Genomic DNA, 18,696 nt, shown 5'->3' with positions numbered 1-18,696 from the left:
GTGCCGGTCACTTCGCCCCCAGGGTGGTCCGCAGGGCCTTGAGGTTGGCCTCCTGGACCGCGAAGTAGTCCTGGCCGCGGGATTTCTTCGTGATGCCCTCGATCGGGTCGAGGACGTCCGTCCTCAGGTTCGTGTCCTGGGCGATGGTCTTCGCCGTCCTGTCGCTGACGAGCGTCTCGTAGAACACGGTCGTGACGCCGTCGGCCTTCGCCATCCTCTCAAGGTCCCTGACGCGGGCGGCGCTGGGCTCCGACTCCGGGTCGAGGCCGTTGACGGCCTCCTCGGTGAGTCCGTAGCGCTCGGCCAGGTAGCCGAAGGCGGCGTGCGTGGTGATGAAGACCTTGGTCTTGGTATCGGCCAGGCCTTGCTCGAACCGCGTGTTCAGCTCGTCGAGCCGCTCGACCAGGGCCGCGGTGTTCTTCCGGTAGTCGGCCGCGTGCTCGGGGTCCGCCTTCTCGAAGGCCGCGCCGACGCCCTTGGCGACCTGGGCGTACTTCACCGGGTCGAGCCAGATGTGCGGGTCCTTGCCGGCCCCCTCGCCGTTCTCGGCGGTGTCGTGCGCGGCCGCGTGGCCGCCGACCTCGTCGCCGTGCTCCTCCAGCGTGGTCAGGGAGGCCGCGTCGATCTTCGTCCTGATCTCGGACTGGGCGACCGCGTCGTCGACGGCGGGCTGGAGGTTCCCGAGGTAGAGGACCGCGTCGGACTCCGCGAGCTGGACCATCTGCTTGGTGCTGAGCTCCAGGTCGTGCGGTTCCTGGCCCGGAGAGGTCAGACTGGTGACGTGGACGTGGCTCCCGCCGATCCGCTCGGCGAGGAAAGCCATCGGATAGAACGATGCGACGACGTCGAACTTGCTCGTCTGCGCCGCCGCGGCGGTGTCGGTGGAGCAGGCGGAGAGGGTGCCGAGCCCGAGGGCGGTGACCGCGGTCGCGGCCGCGGCCGGTAGGAGGCGTCGTCGTACGTTCATGACAGTCATTTTCAACAAACATGGAAACCGTTGTCAACAAGCCTGGTGAGGGCCTCATAGGGCATACCGATTTGGATGTGGGGGAGCCCCCGCCGGTAACCTGAAGCATTCGCTCTGAAGCATCTCGCTTCGTCGCCCGTCGTCGTAATGAAGAGAGCACCGTGGCCGCCGACAAGATCGACACCATCGTCAGCCTGAGCAAGCGCCGTGGCTTCGTATTCCCCTGCAGTGAGATCTACGGCGGTCAGCGCGCCGCCTGGGACTACGGGCCGCTGGGTGTCGAGCTCAAGGAGAACCTCAAGCGTCAGTGGTGGCGCTACATGGTGACGTCGCGCGAGGACGTGGTCGGTATCGACTCGTCCGTGATCCTGGCCCCCGAGGTCTGGGTCGCCTCCGGCCACGTCGCCACCTTCACGGACCCGCTGACCGAGTGCACCTCGTGTCACAAGCGGTTCCGCGCCGACCACCTGGAGGAGGCGTACGAGGCCAAGCACAACCGCCTGCCGGAGAACGGCCTCGCGGACCTGAACTGCCCCAACTGCGGCAACAAGGGCACGTTCACCGAGCCCAAGCAGTTCTCGGGTCTCCTCTCCACCCACCTCGGCCCGACCCAGGACTCCGGCTCCGTCGCCTACCTGCGTCCCGAGACCGCCCAGGGCATCTTCACCAACTTCGCCCAGGTGCAGACCACCTCGCGCCGCAAGCCGCCGTTCGGCATCGCGCAGATGGGCAAGTCCTTCCGCAACGAGATCACGCCCGGCAACTTCATCTTCCGCACCCGCGAGTTCGAGCAGATGGAGATGGAGTTCTTCGTCAAGCCGGGCGAGGACGAGAAGTGGCAGGAGTACTGGATGGAGCAGCGCTGGAACTGGTACACCGGCCTGGGTCTCCGTGAGGAGAACATGCGCTGGTACGACCACCCGAAGGAGAAGCTCTCCCACTACTCCAAGCGCACCGCCGACATCGAGTACCGCTTCCAGTTCGGCGGCAACGAGTGGGGCGAGCTGGAGGGTGTCGCCAACCGGACCGACTACGACCTCGGCGCCCACTCCAAGGCCTCCGGCCAGGACCTGACCTACTTCGACCAGGAGGCCGGCGAGCGCTGGACTCCGTACGTCATCGAGCCCGCGGCCGGTGTCGGCCGTGCCATGCTCGCCTTCCTGCTCGACGCCTACGTCGAGGACGAGGCGCCGAACGCCAAGGGCAAGCTGGAGAAGCGCACGGTGCTGCGCCTGGACCACCGCCTGGCCCCGGTGAAGGTCGCGGTGCTCCCGCTGTCCCGCAACCCCGAGCTGTCCCCGAAGGCCAAGGGCCTCGCCCAGGCGCTGCGGCAGAACTGGAACATCGAGTTCGACGACGCGGGCGCCATCGGCCGCCGCTACCGTCGCCAGGACGAGATCGGTACGCCGTACTGCGTGACCGTCGACTTCGACACGCTCGAGGACAACGCGGTGACGGTCCGTGAGCGTGACTCGATGAAGCAGGAACGCGTGTCGCTGGACCAGATCGAGGGCTACCTCGCGGGGCGTCTCATCGGGTGCTAGGCGTTTGAGCGGGTCGGCGTCTGCCCGGCTCGAGTGCGTGGCCGGCTGCGGGTCGGTTGTGGCTGGTCGCGCCCACGCGGCGGTAGCCGCATGTTCAATACAGCCCCGCGCCCCTTCGGGGGCGCGGGGAATCGGCGTCTATATGTCCAGGTCCACGTACAGCGCCGCGTGGTCGGACGCCTCCGTCAGTTTCGACTTCACCGTGTCGAAGGACTTGATGCCGTCCGCGTGGATGCCGCGGGTCTCCAGGCCGACGTGCTGGACCTCGGGCCAGAGCGACGGCGGGAGCAGTATGTAGTCGAGCTTGTCGTCCTCGCTCTTGCACTTCCCGTGGGTGCCGGGCAGTCCGCGATAGGCGCGGTGACTCATCACGTCACGCAGACCGGTCTCCCCGAGCTCCACGGCCGGCGCGCTGTTCGGGTCGTCGTTGAGGTCCCCGGCGACCACGACGTGCGGGGTGCGCTCCAGCGCGGCACGGTAGATCTCCGCAACCCGCCGCGCCTGGGCCAGCCGCAGGTCCGGGTCGTCACGGAACTTGCTCTTGAAGTGGTTGCCGAGGATCACGAGAGGCGATCCGTCGAGCTGGATCTCGAACTCCGGGCAGTCCCGGCTGAAGAGGCGCTCGTCGGGGCGGTCCTGGCGGGTGTCGAAGACATGGGTCCGGACGGACGTGATCGGGTGCCGGCTGAGGATCCCGACATCGATGCCCCGGGGGTCGTTGCCGTCGATGAGCAGGTTGTACGGGTACGGCCGCCTGCCCAGTGCCCCCTCCAGGACCTGCGTGTTGAAGCGCTCCAGGGCGAGCCGGTCCTCGACCTCCACGGTCAGCATGATGTCCGCGTCGACCTCGGAGACCACCCGGCCGGTGTTCCGCACCATGGTCATGTCGAGGTCGTCCTGCCCGAGTTCGGCCCATCCGGTCCACGAGTCCCGGCCGGTGGCGGTGATGTCCTCGGAGGTCTTCAACGGCTTGGTCGAGTCGAAGAGCCCGGTCTGCTTCCCCGGGCGGGACTGGTTGATGGTGATCGGCGGCGGGCCCTTCGGGTCCGGGTGTTCCGGGTCGTCGATCTTGTCGGCCCGGTACGTGTTGATGATCCGTACCATCTCCTCCTTGTCGGCCTTCGTGTACGTCGGCTTGTCGAGGAGGGCGACCAACGCGGCGAAGTCCGTGAGGACTTGCTCCCGGTCGGCCGGTTTCTCCAGGCGGAAGGCCGTGGGCCGGCGGAAGAGGTTCTCCATGTTGAACGTGGCGATCCGGATGGTCATGGCGCCTCCTCGGCGGCGCGAGAGCATCGCACGGCACGACCGACGGCAGGCGCCGCCGCTGACTGCTCGTCGGCAGTTCCATTCTCGGAGCCCGGCCGGGCTCTGTCGAACGGAGGAGCCGGCCGCCGTCGGCTCCTCCCGCACCGGCCGGGCGTCGGCTTCAGCGCCCCTGAAGCGCCTTGACGTTGTCGCCGAACGTCCAGTTCTTCGAGCCGTCCCAGTTGATCGACCAGGTCATCAGGCCCTTGAGCGAGGTGCCGTAGTGCTTCCAGGCCTGGGAGACGAGGGACGGCGCCATGTAGCCGCCGCCCGCGCCCGACTGTGCGGGCAGCCCCGGGACCTGCTTGTCGTACGGCACCTTGATCGTCGTACCCTGCACGACCAGGCCCTTGTTGAGGCAGTCGGTCTGCGCGGTGAAGCCGGCGACCGTGCCGGCCGAGTACGAGTCGCCCGAGCAGCCGTACATGCTGCCGTTGTAGTACTGCATGTTGAGCCACCAGAGGCGGCCGTTGTCGGCGTACTTCTTGACGATGGGCAGGTAGGCGCCCCAGATCGAGCCGTAGGTGATGCTGCCTCCGGTGACGTACGCCGTCTCCGGGGCCATGGTCAGGCCGAAGCCGGCCGGCATCCGGGCGAGGATCCCGTCGATGATGCGGACCAGGTTGGCCTGGGAGGCGGACAGTTGGGTGATCGACCCGCTGCCCACCAGGCCGGTCTCGATGTCGATGTCGATGCCGTCGAAGTTGTACTTCTTCAGGATCGGGACGATCGTCGAGACGAACCTGTCGGCCACGGCGGTGGAGCTGAGGTCGATGCCCGCGGCCGCGCCGCCGATCGACAGCAGGATCGTCTCGCCGGACGCCTTCGCGGCACACATCTCGGCGGGCGTCGCCACCTTCACGCCCGAGTCCATGCCGTCCTCCCAGAGGGCCGTTCCGTCGGAACGGATCACCGGGAAGGCCGCGTTGATCACGTTGTAGCCGTGGGCGGCGATCCGGGAGTCGGTGAGCGGGGTCCAGCCGAACGGCGGGTGGACGCCGTTGGCCGAGCCGTCCCAGTTCTCCCAGTATCCCTGCAACACCTTGCCGGCGGGCCGGGACTTGACCGCGCAGGTGTCGGCGGCGGACGCGGTGGTGGCCGCGGGGAGCTGGGCGAGACAGGCGGTCGCCAGGGCGGCGGCGAGCAGGTTGAGGGCGCGGCGGAACATGCGGGGCCTCCCGGTGGGGGTCGGGGTTGGTGCGCACGGTGTCGTAGGCATGACAGTGCAGGTGGTCCAGACCTCTCGTCAATAGGTCTGGACCAGAAAGCGGGAGTCCGAGTATGGAATGACAGATATTGAAATCTGTCAGCTGTCATGCCAAGGTGGAGCCATGACGATGCACACCCACCCCCTCGGATCCACCGGCCCCCAGGTCTCCGCCCTCGGCCTCGGCTGCATGGGCATGTCCGCGCTGTACGGCGAAGCCGACCGCGCCGAGTCGATCGCCACCATCCACGCCGCCCTCGAAGCGGGCGTGAACCTGCTCGACACCGGCGACTTCTACGCCATGGGCCACAACGAGTTGCTGATCGGCGAGGCCCTGCGCACCGCCCCGGCCGCCGGCCGCGAACAGGCGCTGGTCAGCGTGAAGTTCGGTGCGCTGCGCGGCCCGGAGGGCAGCTGGCTCGGCTACGACGGCCGCCCGGCCGCGGTGAAGAACTTCGCCGCCTACTCCCTCCAGCGCCTCGGCGTCGACCACATCGACGTCTACCGGATCGCCCGCGTCGACCCGGGCGTCCCGATCGAGGAGACAGTCGGCGCGATCAAGGAACTGGTCGAACAGGGGTACGTCCGGCACATCGGCCTCAGCGAGGCGAGCGTGGACAACATCCGGCGGGCCGCCGCCACCGCGCCCATCGCCGACCTGCAGATCGAGTACTCGCTGATCACCCGGGACATCGAGCGGGAGATCCTGCCGACCACCCGTGAACTGGGCATCGGCATCACGGCGTACGGAGTACTCTCCCGGGGCCTGATCTCCGGCCACTTCACCCGCGACCGGCAGCTCGGCGCGGGCGACTACCGGGCCCACTCGCCCCGCTTCCAGGGCGAGAACCTCCAGCACAACCTCGACCTCGTCGAGGCACTGCGCAAGATCGCCGACGAGAAGGGCGTGTCGGTCGCGCAGATCGCCATCGCCTGGGTGCTCTCCCGGGGCTCGCAGCACGACAACGACATCGTGCCGCTCGTCGGCGCCCGCACCCGCGAGCGGCTCTCCGAGTCGCTGGGCGCCCTGGACGTCACCCTCGACGCGGCCGAACTGGCGGCGATCGAGGAGGCCGTACCGGCGGACGCGGCGGCGGGCACTCGCTACCCGGCCGTGCAGATGGCGTCCCTCGGCACCGAACAGTGATCATGGCTCACCGGGCAGTGATCACGGCTCCGGGCAGCGCGAACCACCGTCCGGGTACCGTCTAGGCCATGGCAGCGACGTCCCCGACCCTGACCGCAGAGCGCATCCTCGAGGCGACCGAGGAGGTGCTGCGCCGTCACGGCCCGGCCAAGGCCACCGTGGTGGACGTGGCCCGCGCGCTCGGCGTCAGCCACGGCAGCGTCTACCGGCACTTCCGCACCAAGGCGGCGCTGCGGGAGGCGGTGACCAAGCGGTGGCTGGACCGTACGTCGGAGGTCCTGTCGGTCATCGTCGAGGCGGAAGACCGCGACCCCGAGACCCGGCTGCGCGACTGGGTCAGGGCCCTGTACGACGCCAAGCGCCGCAAGGCGGGCGACGATCCGGAGCTGTTCGCCACGTACATGGTGCTGGCCGACGAGAACGTCGAGGCGGTCGCCGGACACGTCGCGGACCTGACCGCCCAGCTGACCCGGATCCTCCGGTCGGGCATGGACGCCGGCACCTTCACCCCCACCGACCCCGCCACCACCGCCCGCGCGCTGTTCCAGGCCACCGGCCGCTTCCACGACCCGTGCTACGCCCGGGAGTGGGAGCGGCCCGACGCCGAGTCCGACTTCGCCGCGATGCTGGACCTGCTGGTGCGCGGCCTGCGCGGCTGACCGCCCGCCGTACGACGCCAGGTGGGGCTGAGCGGACGGCTTCGGCCGCCGAGCGTGCACCGACGCGCCGCGCGACCGGGCTCACGGCACCCGGGCACCGTCCCGTCGCCCGGGTGCCGGAACTCAGCGGGCCGGCTGAGCCGCCGTCGGGTCCACCGTGGCCTGGTGCGCCTCGGCGAGATGCTCCTCGGCCTTCAGCCAGGGCAGGAACTGCGCCCTCCTGCGCCAGCCGCACGTGTCACATCTGATCGTGCGCTGCACCCCCGTGCGCTGCACCCGGACCACGTGCTCCCGCCCGTGCCCGTCCCAGCGGCTCACCTTGCTAGAGCTGATCTGCGGCATGACGCCTCCAGCGTCCCCTCCGGTGAATCTCGAACAGCTAGGAGTGTGCAGCAAGACCAACATCAACAGGGGGTCTCGCCTGTCGAGTCGGCCAAGCCGTGGCCGTCGCGTCAGCTGATCGTCCTCGGCAGTCGCAGGCTCAGCAGGCCGGTGGCGACCACCCCCGCCAGCTGCACCAGCAGCGTCGTGACCAGGGCGTCCCGCATGCCATGCCCCGGGACCAGGGAGAGGAACAGGGTGCCCAGCGTCGCCACGCCCAGTGCCAGGGCCGACTGCTGAGTGGTGACCATCACACCGCTGCCGACGCCGGCCCGGACCGGCGGCACCTCGGACAGCACGATCCGCATGACGACGGGCAGTTGGAGCGCCTGCCCCGCGCCGGCGACGGCGACTCCGGGGAGCAGCTCGACGAAGCCCAGGCCGGGCCAGTAGTGCCAGGCGGCCAGCGCGATCAGCGCCACCCCCACCCCCTGGATCAGCGAACCGGCGGTCACCACACGGGTGCCGTACCGGGCCACCAGGCGCGGCCCGGCGAGCGAGACGAAGAAGAACGCGACGGCCATCGGAGCGAGTGCCAGCCCCGCCGGGACCGGGCCGAGGCCCGCGCCGCTCTGCAGCGACACCGCGATCACGAACATGAAGCCGCTGAAGCCGATCGAGAACGGCACCATCAGCACCAGCCCCCGGCGCAGCGACTCCAGCGCGAACAGGCTCGGCGGCACCAGCGGCGTGCGGCCCTGCCGGTCCGCCCGGCGCTCCACCGCGTAGAACGCGCACGCCAGGCCCGGGAACGCCGCGAGGGCCAGCCAGGTCCACAGCGGCCAGCCCGCCGCCCGGCCCTCGGTGAGCGGGACCAGCAGCGTGAGCAGGGACACCGCGAGCAGGATCGTGCCGGGACCGTCCACCGGTTCGGGCCGCTGGGCGCGGGTCTCCGGGACGGCGCGAGCGCCCAGCACCAGGCCGATCACCACCACCGGCACGTTGACGAGGAACACCGCGCGCCAGCCGGTGCCCGCAAGGTCCGCGGCGACCAGGACTCCGCCGAGGATCTGGCCGGCCACCATGGACAGGCCCGCCGTGGCGCCGTACAGGCTCATCGCCTTCGCGCGGCGCGAGCCCGTGGTGGCCGCCTGGATGGTGGCGAGCACCTGCGGCAGCATCGCGGCGGACGACGCGCCCTGCGCGACCCGTGCCGCGACCAGGCTCCACGCGTCCGGCGCCAGCCCGCAGGCCAGTGAGGTCAGGCCGAAGGCGGCCATGCCGCCGAGGAAGAGCCGACGGCGGCCGAACAGGTCGCCGAGCCGCCCGCCGAGGACGAGCAGGACGGCGTACGCGACCCCGTACCCGGCGACGACCAGTTCGAGGACGGCCTCGCTCGCGGAGAGGTCCCTGCCGATGGTGGGCAGGGCGACGTTGACGATGAAGAAGTCGATGAGGGGGAGGGCCGCGGCCAGCAGTACCGTGAAGAGTCCGAGGCCGCCGAGCGCGGGAGGCGCCGACGGGGACCGGACGGTCGGTGATGTGACGGTTTCGGTCATGATCCGAGCCTGCGCCGCCGCTCAGACTGGTACCAGAGTCTTCATATCCTGGTACAAGAACTACCTGGAAACAGGGTCGGCCGGGCGGCACGCTGGAGGCATGACAACCATGGCGCAGGAGACGGTGGCCCCGGCGGTACGGGGCGCGGAGATCCGGCGGCACGAGCTGGCCGCCTTCCTGCGCAGCCGCCGCGAGCGCATCCCGCCGGAGCAGGTGGGGCTGCCGCGCGGCTCGCGCCGCCGTACGCCCGGACTGCGCCGGGAGGAGGTCGCGCACCTCTCCGCGGTCGGCGTCACTTGGTACACGTGGTTGGAACAGGCCCGGGACATCCAGGTCTCCGTGCAGGTGCTGGACGCGCTGGCCCGCACCCTGCTGCTCGACGCCAGCGAACGAGCCCACCTCTTCCAGCTGGCCGGCTCCGCCGACCCGACGCCCGCGGCGAGCTGTTCGACCGTCACCCCGGCCCTGCGCGAGCTGCTGCGCGGGCTCGAACCGGTCCCGGCCTGCATCCAGAACAGCCGGTACGACATCCTCGCCTACAACCGCACCTACGGCCGCCTCCTGAGCGACCTCGACGACGTACCGCCCGAGGACCGCAACTGCATGCTCCTCGTCCACACCAACGCCGAGTGGCAGTCGGCGATCGTCCACCTGGAGGAGACCAGGCGGCTCATGGCCGCCAGGCTGCGCGCGTCGATGGCCGGTCACCTCGGCGAACCCGCCTGGAAGATGCTGGTCAAACGGCTCAAGGCGGAGTCGGCGGAGTTCCGCGCGAACTGGGAGCGGTACGAGGTCGTCAACCCCCGCACCAAGACCAAGCAGTTCCGCAACCGGGACGTCGGCCTGCTCACCGTGGACCACACGGACCTGTGGCTGAACCCGGAGGCCGGGGCGCGGATGGTGACGTACGTGCCGGTGGACGAGGAGTCGAGGCGGCGGCTGGAGAGGCTGCACGCCCTCGCCCTGGCGGCGGAGGAGCAGGATCAGGCGCTGATGCCCGCCGCCTCCCTGACCTCCGGCGACTCCAGCCGCTGAGCGGTGTGTTCGGCCGTGCGGCGGGCCCAGCTGCCGCTGGTGAGCATGCCCAGGACGAGCACGGCGAGGCCGCACCCGGTGAGGATCCACCATCCCGGCCGGGCCGCCGACACGAACACGCCCTTGTACGGCGACGAGCCCACCCCGGAGGCCAGCACAGCCCCGATCACGGCCACCCCGAGCGTCTGCCCGAGCTGCCTGCTGGTGGAGGCGACGGCCGCCGCCACCCCGGCCTGGGCCCGTGGCATCCCGGACACCGCCGTGTTGGTGATCGGCGCGTTCACGAAGCCGAAGCCGATGCCGAACAGGACGTACCCGGCGAAGAGCGTGACGTCCGACGTCTCCGCCTCGAACGCGGCGAACAGCACCGCGCTCGCGGTCATCGCGAACCCGGCGACCATCAGCGGCAGACGCGGCCCCCGGTTGCCCACGAGCCGCCCGGACAGCGGCGCGCACAGGAACATCGGCACCGCCATCGGCAGCATCCACAGTCCCGCGTGCAGCGCGTCGAGCCCGCGCACGTTCTGCAGATACAGCGTGGACAGGAACAGGAAGCCGCCCAGTGCCGCGAACGCGCTGATCGCGATCAGCGTGGCGCCGCTGAACGGAGCCGAACGGAAGAAGCGCAGGTCGATGAGGGGTTCGTCGCGCCGCGGCTCGTACCACAGCAGCCCCAGCAGGGCGGCGAGGGCCGCCGCGGCGAACGGAGCCACCGTGCCGGGGCCCGAGTCCGGCGCCTCGATGATCGCGTAGGTCAGCGAGCCGAACAGCGCGATCACCAGCAGCTGGCCGACCGGGTCGGGGCGGCGGGCCCTGGGCGCGCGGGACTCGGGGACGTAGCGCAGGGTCAGCAGCAGCGCGGTCAGGCCCACCGGCAGGTTGACCCAGAAGATCGAGCGCCAGCCGACCGACTCCACCAGCAGGCCGCCGACGAGCGGGCCGGCGGCCATCGATATACCGACCACCGCGCCCCACACGCCGATGGCGCGTGCGCGCTCGCGCGGGTCGGTGAACGTGTTGGTGATGATCGACATGGCGACCGGGTTGAGCATCGAGCCGCCGACCGCCTGGACCATGCGGAACGCGACCAGCGCGTCGAGGTCCGGCGCGAGGGAGCAGAGCAGCGAGCCGATGGTGAACACGGTCAGACCCGCCATGAAGACCCTCTTGCGGCCGACCCGGTCGGCCGTGGAGCCCGCGAGCATCAGCAGCGAGGCCAGCACCAGCGTGTAGGCGTCGATCGTCCACTGCAGCCCGGACGTACTGGCGTCGAGTTCGCGCTGCATCGACGGCAGGGCGACGTTCAGGGCGGTGACGTCGAGGCTCACGATCAGCAGGCTCATACAGCAGATCGCGAGGACCAGGTGGCGTCGACGAGGGCTGAGCTCGGGCATGCGCTCCATCGTACGCCGATTTCGATAGTGCGTCTAACTAATGACCGTGGCATCTGTCGCCGTACGCGACAATGGGGGAATGCCCACGCCCGCCTCGCCCCTGTCGATCGGCCCGCACACCGTCCAGCCGCCCGTCGTGCTGGCCCCCATGGCCGGCATCACCAACGCGCCCTTCCGCACCCTGTGCCGGGAGTTCAGCGGCGGCAAGGGCCTGTTCGTGAGCGAGATGATCACGACCCGGGCGCTGGTCGAGCGCAACGAGAAGACCATGCAGCTGATCCGCTTCGACGCGACCGAGAAGCCGCGCTCGATCCAGCTGTACGGCGTCGACCCGGCGACCGTCGGCAAGGCCGTCCGCATGATCGCGGAGGAGGACCTCGCCGACCACATCGACCTGAACTTCGGCTGCCCGGTCCCGAAGGTGACCAGGAAGGGCGGCGGCTCCGCCCTGCCCTACAAGCGCAACCTGCTGCGGGCGATCCTGCGCGAGGCGGTGTCCGGGGCCGGTGACCTGCCGGTCACGATGAAGATGCGCAAGGGCATCGACGACGACCACATCACCTACCTCGACGCCGGACGGATCGCGGTCGAGGAGGGCGTGACCTCCATCGCGCTGCACGGCCGCACCGCCGCCCAGCACTACGGCGGCACGGCCGACTGGGACGCCATCGCACGCCTCAAGGAGCACGTCCCCGAGATCCCGGTCCTCGGCAACGGCGACATCTGGTCGGCCGAGGACGCGCTGCGGATGGTGCGGGAGACGGGCTGCGACGGCGTGGTCGTCGGCCGCGGATGCCTCGGCCGGCCGTGGCTGTTCGCGGACCTGGTGGCGGCGTTCGAGGGGCGTACGGACGCCATCGCGCGGCCCTCGCTGCGCGAGGTCGCCGACGTCATGGTCCGCCACGCCACCCTGCTCGGCGAATGGATCGGCGACGAGTCGCGGGGCGTCATCGACTTCCGCAAGCACGTCGCCTGGTACCTGAAGGGCTTCTCGGTCGGCTCCGAGATGCGCAAGCGGCTCGCGATCACGTCCTCGCTGGAGGAGCTGCGGGCCGGCCTCGACGAACTGGACCTCGACCAGCCCTGGCCCGTCGGCGCCGACGGGCCCCGCGGCCGTACGTCCGGCAACAACCGGGTGGTGTTGCCGGACGGCTGGCTGAAGGACCCGTACGACTGCGCGGGCGTCAGCGAGGACGCGGAACTGGACACGTCCGGGGGCTGATCAGCCCTTCTTGGGGTGCGGGGTCGAGCCGTACGCGGTCAGGAAGCGGTCGCGGAAGTTGCTCATCTTCCACACCGGCGCGTTGTGCGCCGGGCGCAGCCCGTCCGTCCAGTTCCAGTCGGCGATCTTGTCGAGGACCTTCGGGTCCTTGGCGACGATCGAGATCGGCACGTCACGGCTGGCGTGGTTGCCGCTGACCCGGGCGATGGGCTGGTGGTCGCCCAGGAAGACGAGCACGGTGTTGTCGTTGCCGTAGCGCTCCAGCCACTCGGTCAGGGCGGTCACCGAGTACTGGATCGACTTGCCGTACTCCTGCCGGGACTTGGTGGTGTCGGCGATGACGTCGGCCGCCTTGTTGCCCGCCGCCTGGATGCCCTTGAAGATCGAGCCGTCGCCCAGCTGGTCCCAGCCGACCATCTTCGGGATCGGCGCCCACGGCTGGTGGCTGGAGGTCAGGATGATCTCCGACATCAGATGCTTGCCGTCGGCGCGCTTCTTGCTGTGCACCCGCTGCTGGAACTGTTCGAGGGCGTACTGGTCGGGCATGGTCGACCAGCTGAACTTCGGGCCCTTGTAGCCGAGCTGGAAGGCGTTGTAGACCTTGTCGAGGCCGTAGTACTTCTGCTCCGGCCAGCCCTTCTGGATGCCCGGCATCACGCCGACCGTGTCATAGGCGCCGGTCTTCTTGAACACCTTGGTCAGGCTGAGGTGGTCACTGGCCATCACGGTGCGGTAGCGCTGCTGGTTGCTGATCCACAGGCCCGACAGCGTGGTGGAGTGGCCGAGCCAGCTGCTGCCGCCGTACGTCGCCGACGTCAGCCAGCCGCTCTTCGCGTGGAAGCCCGCCTTCGCCAGGGCCGCCGTGCGCACCTCGAGCGTCTTGTCCACGCCGGGCGCCTCGATCGGGTCCTCGATGGCGCTGCGGCCGTAGCTCTCGATGAACGTGAAGATCATGTCCTTGTCGCGCAGATCGGGGACCAGCTGGTCGGCCGGGGTGTTCCCGAACTTGTCGACCTTGGCGATCTTCGCGAACTCCGCCTCGTCCCGAAGCGTGTCCCGCACGGTGCGCGCCTGGACCTTGAGCACGCCGGCGGTGTGCTGCGAGGCGATCGGGATGCCGCCGACGGTGAGACCGAGCGAGGTGCAGGTGATCCAGACGGTACCGACGATCAGCGTGGCCTTCGAGGTCTTCGCCCGGTGCTTCACCAGCAGGTTGCTGAGCCGCACGGTGGCCAGGGCGACGAGGGTCATCAGCAGGAAGATGAAGACCACGACGCCGACGGTGATGCCCATCTCGGTCGTCCCGCCGAGGGTGTCCCTGAGGTATCCGCGGGCGTCGCCGAACAGGGACCAGTCAAGAATGATGTTGAAGTGCCGGCCCAGGTATTCGTTGAACCCCATGTCGAACATGTTCAGCACGGTGATCGCGCCGAGCAGCGCACCGGTCAGCGCCGACACCACCAGCCGGGGCTTCCGCGGCAGGCTCAGGAGCACCACCGCCCCCATGATCGCCTCGGCGGGCAGGCGCATGAACTCGACCGGCTTCAGGTTGCCGAGGGTGCTCGGCATCTGGAGACAGACGTAGACGAGGACGGCGGACAGCACGGTGGTGACGACGGAGAGGACACGGGCGGCCGTGGGGTGCTTGGCCCGCCACCCGTGCCACATCCGCCGACCGCGCCCGCCGGAACGGGGGGTTGCTCCGGGAGCGGCTTCCGCGGTGGGGGTCTCGGGCGCGGAGGCCGTGGCGGTGGAGGATTCGGTGACAGCGGTCTCGGCGGCGGGGGTCGTGTCGGCGGTGGTCTCGGCGGCGGGTTCCCCGGCGCCGGGGGCCACCGTGCCTATGTCCGCAGCGTCCGCGCCGTCGGCAGTGTCCGCCTCGGCGGGAGCGGCGGTGGCGCGACGCGAGGAGTCGCTTCCGGCGCCTTCTCGCGGCTCGGCCTTGTCACCCTTGGCCTTGTCACCCTCGGCCTTCTCACCGACGGCAGTCGCGGCCTCGGCCGTTGCGGCCTCGGCCGTTGCGGCCTCGACCGTCTCGGCCTGCGCAGACTCGGCACCGGCAGACCTCGAACCGACCGACGCGGGGTCGTCGTTCCCGGGCTTCCCCGCCGCGGAGCCGCTCTCCTCGGCCTCGGCCTCGGCCGTGCTCACGGCCTCGGCCGTCCCCGCCTCGGCGGCCTTCGGCGCGACCTTCTCGGCACCGGCCGCGTCCGCCTCGGCCTCCGCCGTACCGTCCGCCTGCGCCGCGGCTCGCGCCGCAGGGCCTGTCATCGGCTCGGCTCCGGCCGCACCGGCGGTCTGCGATGCGGCTTCTGCCTCACCGGCGGCCTTCGCCTCGGTCCCCGCCGAAACGGCGGCCCCCGGCTCGGCTTCCCCCGTCCCCGTTCCCGTCGCCTCCAGCCGGGTCCCGAGCTCTTCTCGGGCTGTGGCTTCGGCCTCGGTCGTCTCGACCTCTGGCTCCTTGACCGCGGTCCCCTCGGCGGAACCGCTGGGTTCCCCGGCCGTACTGTGTGACTGGCGCGTGCTCGTGTGCTGAGGCACCCGGAGGTCCTTCCGTGCGAGACCCGTGAACGGAGCGGCGGGCCACGCTGGGGAGGCAAGGACCCGCCGTCCTCCCGTACGGTTCGCCTCCGGTGCCTGTTCAGGGCCCTGGGCAAACACCCGGCAAACGGCTCGTCAACACTCTCGCTGGGCAGGTCCGGCGAAGTCCGGTGCGGTTCGGCAGCGCCCTGAAGGGGCGCGGGGCGATATCGATATGCGGCTCCGCCGCGATGGGGGTCCCCCCTGTTCGAGCGAAGCCGAGAACTTGGGGGAGCGACCAGCCACGACGGACCCGCGGATGACACACCAGACTTCCGGCGGAGCGCTTAGGCGCCCCCGACGGCCGTGAGCAGTGCCAACGGGGCCGCCGCCGAGCGGGATTCCCGTACGCACGCGTGCGGGTAGGGCACCGGCTCCGCGTGGGTGTCGCGGCCGTAGCCCGCGAGCACCTCGGGGAGGCGGTGGCCGGCCGCGGTGGCCGCGTCGACCAGGGCGTGGGCGACCGTACGGGCCTCGTCGTGCAGGCCGTAGCGGGCCAGGCCCAGGGTGATCAGCGCGTTGTCGTGCGGCCAGACCGAACCCCGGTGGTACGACAGGGGGTGGTACGCCGACTGGCCGGACGCCAGGGTGCGTACGCCCCAGCCCGAGAAGAAGTCCGGTTCCAGGAGGCGCCGGCCCACCAGTTCGCCGTACTCCTTGTCCAGGAGACCGGACCACAGGAGGTGGCCCGCGTCCGACGCCAGCGCGTTCACCTGGCGGCCCTCCCCGTCCAGCGCGAGCGCCGGGAAGGAGTGCTCCGGCATCCAGAAGTCCCGCTGGAAGCGGTCGCGCAGGTCGGCGGCGGCCTGTTCGAGGAGAGCCGCGTAGGTCTCGTCCTCCCAGACCGTGCGCGCGACCCACGCCGTGCGGCGCAGCGCGTCGTACGCGTATCCCTGGGCCCCCGCCGCCATCACCGGGCCGGTCGCGCGGGTGCCGTCGGCCGAGCAGATGGCGCCGGGGGAGTCCTTCCAGTTCTGGTTGGCGAGGCCTCCCCGGTCGGCGCGGTAGACCAGATAACCGCGCGAGGTCAGCCCGCCGTGGTCCAGCATCCAGCCGATCGCCGCGCGGGCGTGGGGCTCCAGACGCCGCGCCAGGTCCGTGTCCCCGGTCTGCTCCACGTACGCGCCGAGCAGGACGAGGAACAGCGGGGTCGCGTCGACCGAGCCGTAGTAGCGGCCGAACGGCACCTGCCCGAAGTGCGCCAGCTCCCCGTGCCGCACCTCGTGCACGATCTTGCCGGGCTGGGCCACCGAGGACGCCCCGGTCTCCGTCGCCTGGGTGGCGGCGAGCGCGGGCAGCGTGGCGGCGGCCAGCCGGGGGCGGTAGGGGAGGGCGAAGAGGGAGGTGAGGAGGGCGTCCCGGCCCAGGAGGGTCAGGAACCAGGGGGCCCCGGCCGCCGGGACGCGCAGTTCCTCGCCGTCGGGGCCGGTCGCCGGGATCTGGAGCGCGGCGAGGTCGGCGAGGCCGCGGGCGCAGGCCGCCGCCAGCTCCGGCCAGCCGGTCGGGAAGGCCACGCCCTCCACGAACTCGCCCTCCAATGCGAGGAGTTGATCGTTCAGTGCGGCCGGGGAGCGCGGCACGCGCAGGGCGCGCTTCTCGCCGTGCGGTCGTGCCATGACCCGCAGCACCAGTTCCGCCGTGCCGTGCGGTTCGAGGTCCAGGGTCCACACGAGACGGCGGGCGCCGGTGCCGGTCTCCTCGACGTAGCCGGGGGCGGGGTCGGAGGTGATGGTCGTGCAGGAGCGCCACTCACCGCGCCGGTAGACGAACTCCACTCCGTCGTCCAGGACCTGACGGGAGCGCACGGCGCCGACCTTGGCGTAGGTGCGGTGGTCGGAGCGGAGCTCGAACTGGTCGGTGAAGTCGGCGTCGGCGGTGATCGCCAGGCGCACGACGGTCGGCACCGGGCGGTTGTTGGTCACCCGGAGCGACTCCACGAACGAGCCGTCGCCGACGGCCTGTTCACGGAACAGCGTGTGTGCGGGCGGCTCCTGACGGCTGCCGCGCGGTACGAGCACACAGCGCGCCACGTCCCTGTCCGCGACCGGTGTGAGCGCCTCGGGCACCGCGCCGTCGACCGTCAGTTGCCAGCGGCTGAGGTGCCGGGCGTCACGTACGAATAACCCGTCCGGGGAACTGCTGCCCCGTACTCCGCTGATGTCGCCGCGGTCGCCCACGGCGGCGAACGTCGTGCCGTGCACGAGCAGATGCTGCCGGTCCGTCATCCCCGGTCCCCTCCCTTGTCACTCCTGTCGAACGTTTCGGTGCCCGCCGGGGACACGCCGTCCCCGGAGCCGTCCTTGAGCAGGTCGAGCGCCAGGGCGGCCGTCCAGCTGAAGCCGGTCGTCCCGCAGGCCTCGCCGGTGTACGGGTCGACGTACTCCGCGAATCCGGTCATGTCGGCCGTGCCGACCACCGCCGCCCGCAGCATGTCGGCCCGCTCCCTTTCGCCGTGCAGGCGCAGTCCGCGCTCCAGCAGCCAGCTCGTGTTGAACCAGGCCGGGCCCCGCCAGTAGCGGTGCGGATTGAAGGCCTCGCCGTGGAGGTCGTAGCTGGGGGCCAGGCGCGTGACGGTGCCGAGCCCGAAGTGCGGGCCGTACGCCGTACGGACGAGCGCGGCGGCCACCTCGGGGGGCAGGCCCGGCAGCATCAGCGGGATCAGACCGGAGACGCCGCGCTCGGGGATCAGCGCCCCGTGCTCGCCGTCGCGCACGTCCCGGCAGAAGAACATCCCCTCCGCCGGGTCCCACAGCCGCTCCACCAGCGTCGCCGTCAGCCGCTCCGCACGCGCGCGGCGGGCCGTGCCGGTCGCGCCCAGCTCGTGCGCGATCCGGGCGAGTGCGTGCTCGGAGGCGATGAGCAGGGCGTTGAAGGAGGGGTCCTCCACCGCGAACTCGCCGCCTCCATCGGCATATCCACCGTCCCGGTAGTCCGTCGCCAGCCGTACGTACCGCCCGTAGTCCAGATCCGTCGGCCGGTCCTCGGGCGCGCCGTGGTCGAGGTCGGCGCGGCGGAAGGAGCGGGCCGGGGCCGGAGTGACGCGGGACAGCGGGGCGTCCCAGCACGGGCTGTTGTCCATACCCTGTTCCCAGGGGTGCACCACGGACGCGAGCCCGCCGCCGCCCAGGTCCCGCCGGTGCAGCAGATAGCGGTGCCAGGCGGCCAGCCGCGGGTAGACCCCGGCCAGGAACCCGCGGGCCCGGGACAGCCCCGGGTCGGCGCAGTGCACCAGCCAGGCCGCCAGCGCGTGCACCGGTGGCTGCACGATGCCCGAGGTCTGTACGGTGCGCGGGGCGCCCGCAGCGCGCCCCGCGGTCGAGGAGCGCCAGAAGTCGGGGCTCGGGAAGTAGGCGTCGAGCGGTACGGAGGGGTTGAACACGATGTGCGGGACGCGCCCGTCGGCCCACTGGGCGGCCAGCAGCGTCTCCAGTTCCGTCTGGGCCCGGTGGGGCGACACGTGCCGCAGGCCGATCGCGATGAACGCGGAGTCCCAGGACCACTGGTGCGGATACAGACTGCGCGAGGGCACGGTGGAGGTGCCCGTCCAGTTGTCCTCCAGCACTCGGGCGGCCCTGACGTGCGGCAAGTCCATCAAATGCGGCGGATCGTATGCAATCGCATGCTCCGCGGGGCGGGCAGTGAGCTGGGCAGTGCGGTCCACTCGGGGCTCCCCGAAGACGTCCGGCCGACCTGGTTCGGTCATAGCTACCATAGAGTTACGTCTACTTAACACGCAAAACCCAATATGTAATGCA

14 protein-coding genes are annotated in these 18,696 nt (G+C 70.7%); 5 read left to right on the top strand and 9 right to left on the bottom strand.

All coding sequences use genetic code 11. The annotated features are described in order from the left end of the window. Positions 1-7 precede the first annotated feature (7 nt). Positions 8-967, bottom strand: coding sequence for a metal ABC transporter substrate-binding protein (locus ACIPSA_RS03580; RefSeq protein ID WP_402628326.1), 960 nt, complete (start codon positions 965-967; stop codon positions 8-10). Positions 968-1,128: 161 nt separating this feature from the next. Between ACIPSA_RS03580 and ACIPSA_RS03575 the strand changes: the two genes are divergently transcribed. Beyond that, a complete protein-coding gene (locus tag ACIPSA_RS03575) occupies positions 1,129-2,511 on the top strand; it encodes a glycine--tRNA ligase (protein WP_402628324.1) in 1,383 nt (460 codons plus the stop codon). 138 nt (positions 2,512-2,649) lie between these two features. On the opposite strand, the gene ACIPSA_RS03570 is transcribed toward ACIPSA_RS03575, so the two are convergent. After that, on the bottom strand, positions 2,650-3,777 hold the full coding sequence (locus tag ACIPSA_RS03570; protein WP_402628322.1) for an endonuclease/exonuclease/phosphatase family protein: 1,128 nt from the start codon (positions 3,775-3,777) through the stop codon (positions 2,650-2,652). Between the two features lie 160 nt (positions 3,778-3,937). After that, positions 3,938-4,984 carry a chitinase gene (locus ACIPSA_RS03565; RefSeq protein ID WP_402628320.1) on the bottom strand — a complete coding sequence of 349 codons (1,047 nt, stop codon included), beginning with the start codon at positions 4,982-4,984 and terminating at the stop codon, positions 3,938-3,940. A 163-nt stretch (positions 4,985-5,147) separates the two neighbouring features. On the opposite strand from ACIPSA_RS03565, the gene ACIPSA_RS03560 reads away from it, so the two are divergent. Both ACIPSA_RS03560 and ACIPSA_RS03555 read left to right on the top strand, forming a co-directional pair. Continuing rightward, positions 5,148-6,170 (top strand): aldo/keto reductase, encoded by a 1,023-nt coding sequence (locus ACIPSA_RS03560; RefSeq protein WP_402628318.1) that lies wholly within the window; start codon positions 5,148-5,150, stop codon positions 6,168-6,170. Between the two features lie 68 nt (positions 6,171-6,238). After that, a complete protein-coding gene (locus ACIPSA_RS03555) occupies positions 6,239-6,829 on the top strand; it encodes a TetR family transcriptional regulator (protein WP_402628316.1) in 591 nt (196 codons plus the stop codon). 123 nt (positions 6,830-6,952) lie between these two features. Here the strand turns inward: ACIPSA_RS03555 and ACIPSA_RS03550 are convergent, their stop codons facing one another. Continuing rightward, positions 6,953-7,171 (bottom strand): hypothetical protein, encoded by a 219-nt coding sequence (locus ACIPSA_RS03550; RefSeq protein WP_402628314.1) that lies wholly within the window; start codon positions 7,169-7,171, stop codon positions 6,953-6,955. A 110-nt stretch (positions 7,172-7,281) separates the two neighbouring features. Further along, a complete protein-coding gene (locus ACIPSA_RS03545) occupies positions 7,282-8,709 on the bottom strand; it encodes an MFS transporter (RefSeq protein WP_402628312.1) in 1,428 nt (475 codons plus the stop codon). Positions 8,710-8,809: 100 nt separating this feature from the next. Here ACIPSA_RS03545 and ACIPSA_RS03540 point away from each other — a divergent pair, with 100 nt between their 5' ends. After that, entirely contained in the window at positions 8,810-9,745 is a 936-nt protein-coding gene (locus tag ACIPSA_RS03540) for a helix-turn-helix transcriptional regulator (RefSeq protein WP_402628310.1), read from the top strand. On the opposite strand, the gene ACIPSA_RS03535 is transcribed toward ACIPSA_RS03540, so the two are convergent. Next, a complete protein-coding gene (locus ACIPSA_RS03535) occupies positions 9,694-11,139 on the bottom strand; it encodes an MFS transporter (RefSeq protein WP_402628308.1) in 1,446 nt (481 codons plus the stop codon). The genes ACIPSA_RS03540 and ACIPSA_RS03535 overlap by 52 nt on opposite strands. A gap of 79 nt (positions 11,140-11,218) precedes the next feature. Here ACIPSA_RS03535 and dusB point away from each other — a divergent pair, with 79 nt between their 5' ends. After that, positions 11,219-12,361: a tRNA dihydrouridine synthase DusB gene (gene dusB / locus ACIPSA_RS03530; RefSeq protein ID WP_402628306.1), complete on the top strand. Its 1,143-nt coding sequence runs from the start codon at positions 11,219-11,221 to the stop codon at positions 12,359-12,361. Here dusB and ACIPSA_RS03525 read toward each other — a convergent pair whose 3' ends face one another. The 3 genes from ACIPSA_RS03525 to ACIPSA_RS03515 form a co-directional block, all read right to left on the bottom strand. Then, a complete protein-coding gene (locus ACIPSA_RS03525) occupies positions 12,362-14,029 on the bottom strand; it encodes a CDP-alcohol phosphatidyltransferase (protein WP_402629458.1) in 1,668 nt (555 codons plus the stop codon). A gap of 1,199 nt (positions 14,030-15,228) precedes the next feature. Beyond that, on the bottom strand, positions 15,229-17,166 hold the full coding sequence (locus ACIPSA_RS03520) for a glycogen debranching N-terminal domain-containing protein (protein WP_402628304.1): 1,938 nt from the start codon (positions 17,164-17,166) through the stop codon (positions 15,229-15,231). Beyond that, the gene (locus tag ACIPSA_RS03515) at positions 17,163-18,644 is read right to left on the bottom strand and encodes an amylo-alpha-1,6-glucosidase (protein ID WP_402628302.1); all 1,482 of its coding nucleotides are present in this window, start codon (positions 18,642-18,644) and stop codon (positions 17,163-17,165) included. Before ACIPSA_RS03515 ends, ACIPSA_RS03520 begins: the two co-directional genes overlap by 4 nt. Positions 18,645-18,696: the final 52 nt, after the last annotated feature.

Origin of the sequence: Streptomyces sp. NPDC086549 (assembly GCF_044746205.1) — a bacterium.
Classification (GTDB): domain Bacteria; phylum Actinomycetota; class Actinomycetes; order Streptomycetales; family Streptomycetaceae; genus Streptomyces.
Note: the sequence above shows the minus strand (reverse complement) of the source record. Positions and strands in the feature narration are given on the sequence as shown.